The organism is Prosthecobacter fluviatilis (assembly GCF_042655725.1).
GTDB lineage: Bacteria > Verrucomicrobiota > Verrucomicrobiia > Verrucomicrobiales > Verrucomicrobiaceae > Prosthecobacter > Prosthecobacter fluviatilis.
This window is the reverse complement of sequence record NZ_JBHSMQ010000005.1, coordinates 290,923-305,138: the sequence shown is the minus strand read 5'-3', so window position 1 is coordinate 305,138 and position 14,216 is coordinate 290,923. Positions and strand designations below refer to the sequence as shown.

At 61.9% G+C, this 14,216-nt stretch carries 8 protein-coding genes; 3 read left to right on the top strand and 5 right to left on the bottom strand.

All coding sequences use genetic code 11. The features are described from left to right. Positions 1 to 159: 159 nt before the first annotated feature. Both ACFQDI_RS15330 and ACFQDI_RS15325 read left to right on the top strand, forming a co-directional pair. Positions 160 to 5,265, top strand: coding sequence for a DUF1549 domain-containing protein (locus tag ACFQDI_RS15330; RefSeq protein ID WP_377168282.1), 5,106 nt, complete (start codon positions 160 to 162; stop codon positions 5,263 to 5,265). A 107-nt stretch (positions 5,266 to 5,372) separates the two neighbouring features. Then, a complete protein-coding gene (locus tag ACFQDI_RS15325) occupies positions 5,373 to 6,041 on the top strand; it encodes an esterase/lipase family protein (RefSeq protein WP_377168280.1) in 669 nt (222 codons plus the stop codon). On the opposite strand, the gene ACFQDI_RS15320 is transcribed toward ACFQDI_RS15325, so the two are convergent. The 4 genes from ACFQDI_RS15320 to ACFQDI_RS15305 all read right to left on the bottom strand — a co-directional run bounded on the left by ACFQDI_RS15320 (position 5,974) and on the right by ACFQDI_RS15305 (position 11,020). Beyond that, a complete protein-coding gene (locus ACFQDI_RS15320; protein ID WP_377168278.1) occupies positions 5,974 to 6,423 on the bottom strand; it encodes an endonuclease domain-containing protein in 450 nt (149 codons plus the stop codon). The two genes, ACFQDI_RS15325 and ACFQDI_RS15320, sit on opposite strands and share 68 nt — an antisense overlap. Before the next feature lie 251 nt (positions 6,424 to 6,674). Further along, on the bottom strand, positions 6,675 to 8,429 hold the full coding sequence (locus ACFQDI_RS15315; protein ID WP_377168276.1) for a putative manganese-dependent inorganic diphosphatase: 1,755 nt from the start codon (positions 8,427 to 8,429) through the stop codon (positions 6,675 to 6,677). A 24-nt stretch (positions 8,430 to 8,453) separates the two neighbouring features. Beyond that, positions 8,454 to 9,050 (bottom strand): 3-isopropylmalate dehydratase small subunit, encoded by a 597-nt coding sequence (gene leuD, locus ACFQDI_RS15310; RefSeq protein WP_377168274.1) that lies wholly within the window; start codon positions 9,048 to 9,050, stop codon positions 8,454 to 8,456. 53 nt (positions 9,051 to 9,103) lie between these two features. Then, the gene (locus ACFQDI_RS15305; RefSeq protein WP_377168272.1) at positions 9,104 to 11,020 is read right to left on the bottom strand and encodes an O-antigen ligase family protein; all 1,917 of its coding nucleotides are present in this window, start codon (positions 11,018 to 11,020) and stop codon (positions 9,104 to 9,106) included. A 181-nt stretch (positions 11,021 to 11,201) separates the two neighbouring features. On the opposite strand from ACFQDI_RS15305, the gene ACFQDI_RS15300 reads away from it, so the two are divergent. Then, the gene (locus ACFQDI_RS15300) at positions 11,202 to 11,903 is read left to right on the top strand and encodes a hypothetical protein (RefSeq protein WP_377168270.1); all 702 of its coding nucleotides are present in this window, start codon (positions 11,202 to 11,204) and stop codon (positions 11,901 to 11,903) included. A gap of 6 nt (positions 11,904 to 11,909) precedes the next feature. Here ACFQDI_RS15300 and murC read toward each other — a convergent pair whose 3' ends face one another. After that, positions 11,910 to 14,216: a UDP-N-acetylmuramate--L-alanine ligase gene (murC, locus tag ACFQDI_RS15295; protein WP_377168268.1), complete on the bottom strand. Its 2,307-nt coding sequence runs from the start codon at positions 14,214 to 14,216 to the stop codon at positions 11,910 to 11,912.

Below are 14,216 nucleotides of genomic sequence, written 5' to 3'. Positions count from 1 at the left end.
CGCCCACCATGCGGAGGCTTCACCGCGTGGCAACTGCCCGTCCTACTCCGCTCTAGGCATGGACGATCCCGCCCTGCAGGACGGGGGGCGCAAGAGGTGGAATAGCACCAGCGTTGTCCCGGACTGCCCCAATTTTGTCAAAAACGCCCCAGCCAACCCATGAAGACACGTCTCCTCATCCCTGCGCTCTTCCTTTCCGCCGCCGTGCATGCTGCACCGCCGAAGAAGGAGGAGGGCATCGACCCGAACAAGCCGGTCTCCTTTTACAAGCACATCCGCCCCATCTTCCAGGCCCAGTGCAACGGCTGCCACCAGCCCGCCAAGAAGAAAGGCGACTATATCATGACGGAGTTCGTCGCGCTGCTCAAAGGGGGCGAGGAAGGGCATGCGATCATCCCGGGGAAACCTGCCGAGTCCAACCTGCTGAAGCTGATCAAGCCGGATGAAAAGGGCAAGGTGGAGATGCCGCAGAAGGCCGATCCGCTGCATGAAACGCAGATCGCGCTGATCGAGCGCTGGATCGCGGAAGGTGCCAAGGATGACACGCCTGCCTCTGCCAAGGCGGAATACGACATGGCCCACCCTCCAGTCTATGTGAAGGCGCCTGCCATCACCTCCATCGAGTATTCGCCTGACGGCAGCATGATCGCCGTGGCGGGTTATCATGAAGTGCTGGTGCACAAGGCGGATGGCAGCGGGATCGTCGCACGTCTGGTGGGTCTGGCGGAGCGCATTCAGAAACTGGCGTGGTCTCCGGATGGCAAAAAAATCGCCGTTACCGGTGGCAGCCCGGCACGCATGGGTGAAATCCAGATCTGGGACGTGGCGGCGAAGAAGCTTGAACTCTCCAAGTCGCTCACGTTTGACACACTGTATGGCGCGAGCTGGTCGCCGGATGGCAAATTCCTCTCCTTTGGCTGCGGTGACAATGCGGTGCGAGCCATCGAGGTGGCTACTGGCAAGGAAACCCTCTTCATGGGCGGCCACAGCGACTGGGTGCTGGACACCGTGTGGGGTGTGAATGGCAAGCATGTCGTATCATGCGGCCGTGACATGAGCGTGAAGCTCACGGAAGTGGCCACGCAGCGTTTCGTTGATAACATCACCTCCATCACCCCCGGCGCACTGAAGGGCGGTGTGCAGGTGCTGGCGCGGCATCCGCAGCGCAATGAGGTGCTGATTGGCGGTACCGACGGTGTGCCGGCGATCTACCGCATGGAGCGGCTTACCAAGCGTGTGATTGGCGACAACGCCAACCTGATCCGTAAATTCCCAGCCATGCAGGGGCGCATCTTTGGCGTGGACTTCGCGCCGGATGGCAAGCGCATCGCGGTGGGTTCCTCGAACGAAGGTGCGGGCGCGGTGAACATCTACTCCAGCGACTACGACAGCACCATGCCCGAGGCGGTGAAGAAGATCGTGGAAACCGTGAACGGCAAGGGACCTGAACTGGACGCGTGGATCGTCAAAGATGTGAAGCAGCTCAGCAGCACGCCCGTGCCCTGCGGCATCTTCAGCGTGACCTTCAGCCCGGATGGCAAGACGGTTGCGGTGGCAGGTCAGGACGGCCAGATCCGCGTGATCGATGCTGCGACCGGAGCCATCGCCAAGGAGTTTGTCTCCGTGCCGCTGGTGAAGGAACAGGTGCTCGCCGCCACGGATGTGATCGTGGACGACAGCGTGCGTGCGGTGCTGGAAAAAGACACCAAGGTGGAAACCCTGCACACGGGCCCGACGGTGGCCTCCATTGATGTGGAGCCCACCACGATCAAGATCGGCAAGCCAACGGAATATGCCCAGCTCCTCATCACCGCCCGCATGAGCGACGGCACCCGCGCGGACGTCACCCGCATGGCCAAGATCACCGCAGAAAACACCGATGTGGTGGATGTGAACACCCGCGGCATGGTGCGCCCGGACAAGGATGGCGCGACCAACGTGAAGATCTCCTTCCAGGGCAAGACCGCGAACATTCCCGTGAATGTTGCAGGTATGAATGTGGCACTGAAGCCCGACTACGTGCGCGATGTGATGCCCATCATGTCCAAGCTGGGCTGCAACCAGGGCACCTGCCATGGTGCCAAGGAAGGCAAGGCGGGCTTCAAGCTCTCGCTGCGTGGCTATGATCCCGTGTATGACGTGCTCGCCTTCACCGACGACATCTCCAGCCGCCGCGCCAACGTGGCCTCGCCGGAGCACTCGCTCATGCTGCTCAAGGCCAGTGGTGCCGTGCCGCATGAGGGCGGTCAGCTCACGGTGCCCGGAGAGCTCTACTATGAGTCTCTGAAGGCCTGGATCGGCCAGGGTGCAAAGCTGGATCTCAAAACACCGCGCGTCACCAGCATCGAGCTGTCTCCAAAGAACCCGGTCATCGAGCGCATCGGCGGGCGCCAGCAGCTGCGCGTCATCGCACACTATGCGGATGGCTATGTCAAAGACGTGACTGCCGAGGCCTTCCTGGAAAGCGGCAATGGTGATGTGATCGAAGCTGATAAAAAGGGACTCATGACCAGCCTGCGCCGTGGCGAGGCTCCCATTCTGGCCCGCTTTGAAGGCGCGTATGCGGCCACCACCATCACGGTGATGGGCGACCGCACCGGCTTTGCCTGGAAGGAGCCGGAGAAGTGGAACAAGATCGACGAGCTGGTGGCGCAGAAATGGCAGCGCATGAAGATCGAGCCCAGCGGTGTGTGCAGCGACGAGGACTTCCTGCGCCGCATCCACCTGGACCTGACCGGCCTGCCGCCGAAGCCGGAGGAAGTGGCCGCCTTCCTGGCCGACAAGCGCGACACGCGCACCAAGCGCAGCGAGATCATCGACAAGCTCATCGGCAATCCCGACTTCGTGGAGCACTGGGCCAACAAATGGGCTGACATGCTGCAGGTGAATTCCAAGTTCCTCGGTAATGAAGGAGCCATGGGGCTGCGGACGTGGATCAAGCAGCAGGTGGCGGACAACACGCCGTATGACCGCTTTGCCTACCGCATCATCACCGCCACGGGCTCCAACAAGGACAATCCCGCCGCCGCCTACTTCAAGACCGTGCGCACGGCGGAGGAGATCAGCGAGAACACCACGCACCTCTTCCTGGCCACACGTTTCAACTGCAACAAGTGCCACGACCATCCCTTCGAGCGCTGGACCATGGACCAGTATTATGAAACCGCGTCCTACTTTGCGCAGATCGACCTCAAGGGCGACCCTGCCGCCAAAGGCCAGACCATCGGCGGCACCGCTGTGGAAGGCGCCAAGCCGTTGTATGAAATCGTGAGCGACAAGAAGGACGGCGACGTGCTGCACCTGCGCACCAACAAGCCCGTGGCTCCGCGCGTGCCGTATGAGAACGAGCTCGTGAGCAAGACCGCCAGCACCCGCCGCGAACAGTTTGCCACCTGGATGACCAGCCCGCAGAACGATTACTTTGCCATGAGCTACGCCAACCGCATCTGGGGCTACCTCACCGGCACCGGCGTCATCGAGCCGCTGGACGACATCCGCGCCGGCAATCCACCGAGCAATCCCGAGCTGCTGCAGTATCTGACGAATGAGTTCATCCAGAGCGGTTTCAATGTGCGCCACCTGATGAAGATCATCGCCAACAGCCGCACCTACAATCTGAGCCTGGCCACCAACAAATGGAACGAGGACGACAAGACCAACTACAGCCACGCCAAGGCCCGCCGCCTGCCCGCCGAAGTGCTGTTTGATTCCGTCTTTGCCGTGACCGGCAGCATGCCCAACATCCCCGGCGTCCCCAAAGGCACCCGCGCCGCCGCTCTGGCAGACGGCCAGATCAAGCTGCAGGACGGCTTCCTCGCCAACTTCGGCAAACCTGCCCGTGAGTCCGTGTGCGAGTGCGAACGCAGCAACGAGGTGAACCTCGGCCCCGTGATGGCCCTCATGAGCGGCCCGACGGTGGGAGACGCCATCAGCGATCCGAACAACGCCATCGCCAAGCTGACGAATGAGATCAAGGACGACCGCCAGCTGGTGGATGCCATCTTCATGCGCGTGATCAACCGCCATGCGAGCGAGAAAGAAATCAACGCCGCTCTGGCCTCCATGCAGGAGATCGATCCTGAGAACAAGGAGCTCGCTGCCACCCTGCAGGCCAAGGAGGCCGAGCAGAAGCCGATCATCGAGAAAGCCGAGCAGGAGCGCCTGGCCGCCATTGAGGCTGCCAAGAAGGAGCTGGAAGGCTACAAGGCCAAAATCGCGCCGGAAGTGGCGAAGAAAGAAGCCGCTCGCAAAGCCGCCATCACCACTGCCGAAGCCAAGGCGAAAACCATCAAGGACACCGCCCCGGCCAACCAGCCTGCGTGGGAAAACTACCTGGACCTCACCACTGAGTGGCAGCCCTTTGACAGCATCAAGGTGCAGCGCGCGGGGGGCGTGGAAAAGCTGGAAGTGCAGCCCGATGGCAGCCTCTTTGCCACGGCGATGCCCGCGGGTCGTGAGAGCACCGGCAACTACCTGCTCATCGGCAAGACCACGCTGACCAACATCACCGCCATCAAGCTGGAGATGCTGCCTGACGACCGCCTGCCGAACAACGGCCCCGGCCTCGCCCCCGATGGCAACTTTGTCATTGGCGAGATCACCGTGCGCACCGATCCCATCGATGCCAAGCGCAGCAAGCGCGGCGGCGAGGAGCAGCTGCTGAAGAATCCGAAGGCTGACTTTGAGCAGACAAACTTTGTCGTCACTGAGGCGCTCAAGAAGGGAAATCGTGACCGTGGCTGGGCCGTGAGTCCGCAGGGTGGCTTCCGCCATGAGGCCACGTTTGAGTTTGCCAAACCCATCGCGCACGAGGGCGGCTCGCAGTTCAGCGTGCAGATCACCTCCAACTTCCAAAACGGGAAGTACAACCCTGGCCGCTTCCGTCTGTGGGTCACCACCAGCCCGACCGTGCGCTTCGGTGCGCCTGCCGCCGTGGCAGCCGCGCTGAAGACTCCCGCCGCTGCGCGCAAGCCGGAGCAAAAGGCGCTGCTGGCCCAGCACTTCCTGGATCAGTTCAAGGACTTCCAAGCTCAGAACAAGGTGCTGGCCAACGCCCGCAAACCACTGCCCGTGGACCCGCAGCTCGTGGCGCTGGAAACGAAGCGCGCGGATGCTCAGAAGCCGATCATGCTTGATCCCAAGCTGGTGCAGCTGCGCCGTGATGCCGGGCTGAGCCAGAGCCAGCTTGGCAACAAGCGACTGACGGCTGCGCAGGATCTTGCCTGGGCGTTGATCAACTCACCGGCGTTCTTGTTTAATCATTAAGCGTTTTGGCAAAGCAGCCCGGCCGCACCGCATCGCAGCCGGGCTATCAGCCATGAAGGCTGTGTTGTTGATTTCTCGGTGCGCTCAGTTCAGGATCATGCCTTCAAATGGCAACGCCCCCTGCTTCTCCCACTCCCACCGTCGTCCTCATTCATGGGCTGGGTCGTACGCGGCGCAGCATGTGGCTGGTGGGGCTGTGGCTGAAATTCTGCGGATATCGGGTGAAAAGCATCGGTTACCCGTCCCACCGCAGTTCGATTGCGGATGCGGTGCAGAATCACATCAATCCGGCGTTGGAAAAGCTGGAGATCGAAGAAGGGACGCAGGTGCATTTCGTCACCCATTCCCTCGGCGGCATCGTGTTTCGTGCCTGGGCGGCGCAGCGTGATCCGGCGTTTCCGCTGGGGCGTGCGGTACTGCTGGCTCCTCCCAATCAGGGCAGCCAGATCATTGATGAACTGCGCCAGTGGGGTTGGGTGCGCTGGCTGCTGGGCCCGGTGTCAGCAGAGCTGGGGACGGATGCCAACAGCACGCCGAACATGCTGGGGCCGCTGCCGCCGGAGACGGGCGTCATCATGGGCAACAAGGATACGCTGCCCATTTTCCGCCGATTCCTTGGAGATGAGTCGGACGGTGTGGTGACGATAGCCAGCTCGCATGGGGAAGGAGAGGCAGAGCATGTGCTGCTGCCGACGAATCATGCCACCATCATCCTGCAGCCGGCGGTTTTCCGGGCGGTGCACCGGTTTTTGAAGACGGGGAGTTTTGCGGAGTGACGGCGGTACGGTTCCAGACCGTGTTCAACACACTGTCGGTATGCCGCATCATATCGTCATTCGTGAATCGCAGGGTCTCGATGCCCAGGGATCGTAAGAACGAATCTCTGACTTTGTCATGCTGCTTTCCTTCGGTGGAGTTGTGCTGTCCGCCATCCAGCTCGACTGCGAGCTTTAAATCCGCACAGTAGAAATCAAGGACATAAGGAGCCAGCGGATGCTGGCGGCGGAACTTGCGTTTGTTCATGCGGCGGTTCCGCAGGCAGGCCCACAAGAGGGCTTCAGGGTCGGTGGCGTCTTGGCGGAGCTTGCGGGCGAATTCAATGAGGGTGAGACGTTCGCCGGTGATCTCGTGGCGGATTTCTTCCAGTCGAGTCAGCATATGGGGACTACACCCAAAGGAGGAGAGAGTGTCAAGGTGGCTTTGGGTCGCCCCTCACCCTGCCTCTCCCCGAAGGTTGCGGTGGATCAGCGGAGCCTCGGGCGGGGAGAGGGGATTCGCGTTGGATCGCTTTGAAAGCGAATTGGGTTCGTAGCTGGTTTCTCCTCTCCCCGTCCCAAGCTACGCCGCTCGAAGTTTATCTTCGGGGAGAGGCTGGGTGAGGGGCGATATTTCGCCCTCGCCCGCTCACCTCACGGAGCCGCCAGCTTGGTCACCACGTGGCTCATGTAGGGGAAGAGCTGTTTTTTGCGGCTGACGACGCCGGCCATGTCATAGACATGCTCCTTGGCCTGCGGGTAGTCGATGGCGTCGATGACGCGCTGGTCTCCGGCCACGAGCAGGACGCTGTGGTGGCGGGTGATGTCGGTGACCATGAGGCAGGCGAAGTGGAGATTGTGCTTGGAGAGCAGGGCCTGCAGCGCGCCCTGGAGGTCGGACTCGCGCTTCCAGAATTCGTCGAGGCCGAGTTCTTCGATCTGGGAGATGCTGATGTGCCAGCCGTTTTCCTCGAAGACCTTGCGGTCGCTTTCCAAGGCACGGTCAGGGGTGTTTTCCCGGAGCATGGAGCCTGCGGCGAAGAAGTCTTTGACGAACTGGGCGCTGTCGATGCCGGCGATGGCGCTGAGCCATTCGAGGATCTCCTTGTCCGTGTTGGTGGTGGTGGGACTGGTGAGGTGGAGCGTGTCGGAAATGATGCCTGCGCAGAGGCAGATGGCGGTGGCCTTGTCCGGCGCGGCCGCGCGCATGCGGTACATGATGCCCACGATGGTGCAGCTGCTGCCCACAGGCTCATTGATGAAGCGGATGGGCTCCTTGGTGCGCAGATTGCCGCTGAGACGATGATGGTCGATCACCTCGATGATCTCGGCCTCATCCGCACCGGCGACGGCCTGGGCAAATTCATTGTGGTCCACCAGCACGAGCTTCATGCGCGGGAGGTCGATGAGGTCTGACTTGGAAAAGACGCCGAGGAGCTTGTGGGTTTCCTCATCGACCACGGGAAAAAGAGGCTGGCCGGAATGTTGCGCCGCGGGGACGATCTCACGCAGGGGGGTGCGGGAGCCGAAGGAGAGAAACTCGTGCGTCAGCGCCTCGCCGATGGGGCGTGAGAAACGCAGGAGCTGGGAGGTGCTGGCGGTGTCGTAAGGGGAGTAAATGATGGCGACGCCCTGCTGCGCAGCACGTGTAAGAATGCTGGAGGTGGCCTTGAACTTGCCGGTAATGATGAGGCAGCGCGCATTCATCTCGACGGCGAGCTCGTGGATTTCCGGGCGGTCGCCGGTGACCATCACCAGCCGGTTTGAGGGGAACTGCTGAGCGCGTTTGCGAGTGGTCTCGAGGCTGGAAGCGGCGACGACGAGCACGAAGTCCTGAATGGTCTCCAGATCTGCTGCAGCGCCGCCGAGGATGCCGTCGAGAGCATTGACAATGTTGAGCAGGCTGGTACGGACTTCACGGTTGGCGGCATCCGTCTTGTCAGTGGTCTGAGCAGGCAGAAAGAGCTGTCCGAGCTCCTGAATGGCCGGCATGCCGAGCAGGCGGCCTTCGTCATCGACGATGGGGATGCTGCGGAAGTTGTGATCCATCATCATCCGGTACACCGAGAGGAAAGTCTGGTGTGGGCTGGCGGTGAAGACATCGCGCCGGCAGATGGTGGCGGCTGTGGGGCGCACATCCAGGAGGAGCCTGGGGCCGGGGACACCGGCGGTCTGGAGCACCCAGTTGGTGCGCACGCTGAGCTCTCCACAGCAGGCGGCCTCAGCCTTCATGCCGCGGACATCGCGCAGAAAGGCGGCATAGCCGATGGCGGAACAGATGGCGTCCGTGTCGGGATTGCGGTGCCCGATCACGTGGATCGTGTCCGGCGAGGCGGACTGACGCATAGCCGAGGGAATACGGACGATCAGCGACGAATGATCCGTCGCGGCTGTTTCTGTGGCGGCCATGCGTCAGGCGGTGTGGAGGCCAGCTCAGGCAAAGCCCAACGCGGTGATGCGGGCGTGCACGGCGTCTTTGTTTTCAAGAAGTTCGGCGATGGGGTCCCACTTGCCGGTGGTCAGCGCCTCGTGGGCGGTGGCTGGCAGGGTGATGGAGAACTCCTGGTCTTCAAAGAAGACCTTGCCGGCGGCGACGTCGATGGTGACCTCGAGCTGCGGGTTGCGCTCGATCTCGTTGGCCAGAACGCGGATGTCTGAGGCACTGGCGCACACGCAGGGGATGCCGAGGGTGGTGCAGTTGCCGAAGAAGATCTCGGCGAAGCTTTCGGCGATGACGGCGCGGATGCCGAAACGGTAGAGGGCCTGGGGGGCGTGCTCGCGGGAGCTGCCGCAGCCGAAGTTGGTGCCGGAGAGGAGAATGTTGGCGCCCTTGAAGCGGGGATCGTCAAGCGGGTGGCCGGTGGGCTTGCCGTCCTTGTCGTAACGGACGTCGTAGAAAGCGAATTCGCCGAGGCCGTCAAACGTCACGCATTTCATGAAGCGTGCGGGGATGATGCGGTCGGTGTCGATGTCAGAACCGGGGACGTAAACGCCACGACCGGCGACTTGGGTGATTTTTGCGAGTGCCATGAGGGGGGAGACAGTAGCGGAATTCGGCGCGAGGGCAAATGCGCATCTCAAACTCAGCGCCCTTGCTGCTGGATGAGGGAGTTGCGTGCCTTTTCGGCATCCAGAGCCGTCTGGCGCAGGAGCTCGCGGTAGCTGTCCAGCCAGTTGGTGGTGCCCTCAGGGTTGAGCGCGCCGGCTTTTCCGGCCCAGAGGTAGGCAAATTCGGCCTCCTGATAGCGTTTTAGGCGGTGATAGTGGATGCCGAGGGCCAGGCGGGGCTCCTCGTAGAGGGGGGCGAGGGCCAGCGCACGCTGGATGGCCTGGAATGCGGCGTCATTTTTTCCGGCGGCGTCGAGGGCGTCTGCGAGCGCGAGCTGGTAGAGGTAGTTGAAAGGGTTCAGCGTCGTCGCGCGCGTGAGAGCTTTGAGGGAAGCCTCCACGGTGCGAAGGTAGGCATCCTTGGTCATGCCTGGTTTGACGGAGTCCATCAAAGCCAACCCCTGCTGATAGGCCAGCACGGCATTGCGGGGGTCCATGAGAACGGCGCGGGAGAAATGAGCCAAGGCTTTGCTGGTTTCACCCCGGCTGTTTTGGTACCGAGCCAAGGCTGCATAGCCATCAGCGGTGCCAAAGATCGCGGCGGCACCGACAAGCGCGGCGGAGGCAGCCAGCATGGCGATTTTCATGAGGAAGCGCAGGCCCCAGATGCGGCGCGGCCGGAAGACCTCGCTCTCAATGCCCGGATTGGCGAGCATGCCGAGGAGGATGGCGCCGACCAGCGCGGTGATGGGGATGTGGCCTTGAAACTCAAACACGGCCTGGACCAGCGTAGCCACCAGCGCGGCGATGCCGCCGAGGGTGAGCGCCAGCGCATTGCTCCCGAGCATGCCGGTGGCGGGAAATTTTTCGACCGTGAACCAGCGCAGGAAACGCAGGCCGTTGAGCAGGTGCGCCAGCACCACGAGGAGCACAAGCGCCAGACCTGCCCAGCCGTAATCCGCGAGCGTCTGGAGGTATTCGTTGTGGGCGAAGAGCGCATCTCCCATATGAGCCGAGGACTCCGGGTCCCGGTGGGTGATGCACCCCTCGTAAAACATGCGCGACCCCATGCCGATCCAGGGTGATTCTGCATTCTGTGCGAGTGCGGCACGCCAGATGTGAACGCGCATGTCTTCGCCCAGCGGGCTGGTCAGCTGGCGTGTGAGCATGGAGTCTGCGTTCACTTTGAAAAGTGCGCCGCCTGCAGCGCCCCCCACCAGCAGCAAGGCGATGAGCAGCCACTTGAACAGGGAACGTCTGGTGCACCACACAACCCAAAGAGCGAGCAATACAAACACCCCGCCGCCGACACCGAGGCCCAGCATGGCGGCGCGGCTCATGGTGAGAGCGACTCCGGCCAGCATCGACAAAATGCCAAACCCCAGCAGCAGCCGCGAGGCGATGTGGATGCGGGCAAAGAGCATGACGCCTGCCGAAAGGAAGGCTGCAAAGGAAAGGAAGGCCGCGAGGTGGTTGGGATTGTTGAAGAAGCCGCCGATGCGCCCGGGAGGGAAGGAGCGGAAGAAGCCCGGCACCAGATGGAAGTCCCAGCGTCCTTTGAAGTGCAGCCAGCCGGCGGTCAAATTTCCTGCCACGAGCACCAGCAGGACGGAGACAATGGCAAGACGCCATTTTGAGTCGCTGACGGCCGTCACTGTGAGCAAATAGGCCACAAAGCCAGCCATCAGCACGGCGGCGTCCTCCCGTGCGTAGATCTCCACCGGAGAGGTCCAGGCACGCCAGCCCACGTATCCCGCGAGCAGGAGCATGGTGAGCAGGCACCAGTCGCTTGGCTGAAAACTGACTCGCAGCTTCCAGCGGAGCACGGCCGTCAAACCTGCGAGGCCAAGAAGCAGACACCCTGGCCAGAAGAACAGCAAACGGGTCTCAGTGCCGAGCAATCCGGTCACGAAAAGGCCGAGGAGAAAGAGAATGAGAGCGAGTTTCTGCATGCCAAAAGACCGCCCAAGGACGGAAAACGCTGAAACTGAACACCGATTCTGCGGTCTTGGACACTGAAAAAAGTGTCTGAGTTGTCAGGGGCTTGTCACAGCGGCAGCGGAGCACGAATGAAAGGTGCGCAAAAATCCATCCGTGGCTTGCGCAATACCGGTTCACGCCTCTCGTCCCTGCATGCCTCCAACCGCCAGCCTGTTGATGGAAACAAAAGACGTCACTCAGGACGCCGAAGCGGTCTTTACGCGCGTATTTCGCACAGATTTTACTCAGCTAGGTTTTGCTGTTATGGTGCTACCAGCCGAGACGAGTTCACGTGAACTGAGGCGTCACATGACGGCCTTGAAAGAGCTCCTTTCCCAAATGCATACAGCGAAGTGGGGTGAGGGACTTGAGTATCTTTCGTTGGGACGGTTTGATCAGCAAAACACTACGCGGCTCCATCTGGATGGCGCGCCGGAGAGATCGTTTTTGATGCTTGGCTACGAGCCCACGCAAGTGCGCAGTGAGTTTCACATCGCGGATTTCACCCGCTGTGCCCATGATCTCGGGATCAGCCCCTCTGAGTTTTTGCGGCTGCACAACCCGATGTACAGCCCTGGTGCTGAACTGCTACGTCAGTATCTCGTCTCCATATCGGACTGGCGGGAGGACAGGCCCCGAATTGTTGTCATCAACAACAGCATGGCGGCACAAGGCACATTCGGGGCTACTCATGGCGTGCTGCATGGGGCAACAATTCTATCTCCTGACGCTCAGGCATCCAGAGTCATCAATTCGACCATGATAGCGCCTGCACGCTTTGCCACCTGCGATCCGACGATGCACGTGCAGCAGTTTCTCGCCACGGATGAGATTTCCGGGCAGATACTCAGCTAGAGAGGATCACAGCGGAAGCGGCTGGTCTTCGCCAATGACCTTGACTTCCATCTCCAGAGTCACGCCGCGCTCCTGGAGGGCGGTTTCCTTGATCTGGGAGACGAGGTCGAGGACTTCGCGGGCGGTGGCGCCGCCTTGATTGACGATGAAGTTGGCGTGGACGTCGCTGACGGTGGCCTTGCCGACACTGCGGCCTTTGAGGGCGAGGTCGTCGATCAGTTTGCCTGCGCCGCAGATTTCGGGGTTTTTGAAAGTGCAGCCGGCGCTGGCGCCGACAGGCTGGGAGGTGCGGCGTTTTTGATGGGAGGCGGCGAGCTTGGTGTCGATCTCCGCCTGCGGGGCAGGGGTGCCTTTGAACACGGCGGAGACGACGTAGCGCTCTTCGAATTCGGGAACGCTTCGGTAGTGGTGAGTGATCTCGGCGAGCGGCTTTTCTTTGATGCTGCCGTCCGTGTCGATGAAGCGGACGCTGACGATCTGGTCGAAGGTCTCGGAGCCCATCGCACCGGCGTTCATGCGAATGGCCCCGCCGAGATTGCCAGGGATGCCTTCCATCCACTCAAAGCCGCCGATACCGGCATTGCGGGCGGCGCTGGCGATTTTCTTGAGCCGTGCGCCAGCTCCGGCGGTGATCAGATCTCCGTTCACGGTCACGTTTTCAAAGTCGCCTTTCGTGTGAATCACTGCGCCGCGGATGCCGCCGTCTTTGACAAGGAGATTGGAGCCGCGGCCGATGACACGGATGGGGATCGAGGCCGAGCGCAGGTAGCGCACGACTTCCGCGAAGGCGGCTTCATTGCGGGGTTCGATCCAATACTGCGCGGGGCCGCCGATGAGCCAGGTGGTGTGGCGGTTCATCGGCTCGTAGAGGCGTGCGACACCGCCGCCGTTGGCATCGAGGATGGCGCAGAGTTTTTCGAGCACGGGCAGATCGCGGGCGATGCAGCGGCCGACTTCGTGGACGTTGCCAGCGCCGAGGGTGATGAGCAGATCGCCGGGGCGGAGGGCGTTGCCCACTTTGTCGCGTGCGATGGGCATCGTGGGCGTGCTGCCGGTCTTGGTGTGGTCGTTTTGGAGCTTTACCTCTTCGAGGATGGTCTCGCCGCTGACACCGGGAAGGGGCTTTTCACTGGCTGGATAGACGTCGGTGACGAAGAGTTCGTCCACATCGTTAAAGCTGGCGCCGAACTCCTTTTTCAGGAGCTGCGTGCGACTGTAGCGATGGGGCTGGAAGAGGCAGACGATGCGCTTGGCGTTCAGGCCTTTCGCGGTGGCCAGAGTGGCGGCGATCTCGCTGGGGTGATGGCCGTAGTCATCCACGACGGTGAAGCGCTCTCCACTGTGGCGGATTTCGAAGCGGCGCTTGGCACCCCGGAAGGTGCGCAGCGCGTGCTGGATGGCCTCAAACGTGACGCCGCAACGGGTGGCGAGGGCGATGGCCGCGAGCGCGTTGCTGACGTTGTGCTTGCCGGGAATGCCGAGCGTGGCCGTGCCGAGAAGCTGGTCTTTTTGGTACACCTCAAACTCGGAATGATCCGGCTTCATCGAGAGGATGTTGGCCGAGAAATCGTGAGAGCGGCTCCAGCCGTAGCTCACGCCTTGGGGCCCGGCACAGACTTCGCTGGCTACGGGATCTTCGGCGCAGTACACCCAGTGGGTGCGTGTCTGGCTGAGGACCTGGCGGAACACGGTCTTGATGGCCTCGATGCCGTCATAGAAATCGAGATGCTCGGGTTCGATGTTCAGCACGATGGCGTGCTCCGGATGGAAATTGACCAGCGTGCCGTCGCTTTCATCGCCCTCAGCCACAAAAAGCTCGCCTTCGGTGTCCCAGTGCGCGTTGGAACCGAGGATGGGGATTTCCGCGCCGACGTAGTGGCTGGGCCTGAGACCGCCCTGGCGCAGCACGTGCGCGGTGAGGGCGGAGGTGGTGGTCTTGCCATGGGTGCCGCAGACGACGACGCCTTTCTTGTTCGCCATCACGGCGGCCAAAGCCTCCGCGCGGCGGACAAGCGGGATGCCCTGCTTGTAGGCGGCTTCATAGGCCACGTTGCCGGGCTTGATGGCGCTGGAGTAGATGACCATGTCACAGTCCTCGACTTCCTTTTCCGTGTGGCCGTGGAAGAACTGAAGGCCGAGTTTTTGCAGGCGCTCCGTTTCCAGGGTGGTGGCCTTGTCCGAGCCACTGACCTTGTGACCGAGGCCCAGCAGCAGCAGGGCCAGCCCGCTCATGCCTGAGCCCGCAACGCCGATGAGGTCGATGCGCATGGGGTGACGGCTTTCTTTGAGGAGGCTGAGGACGGCGTGGGACAT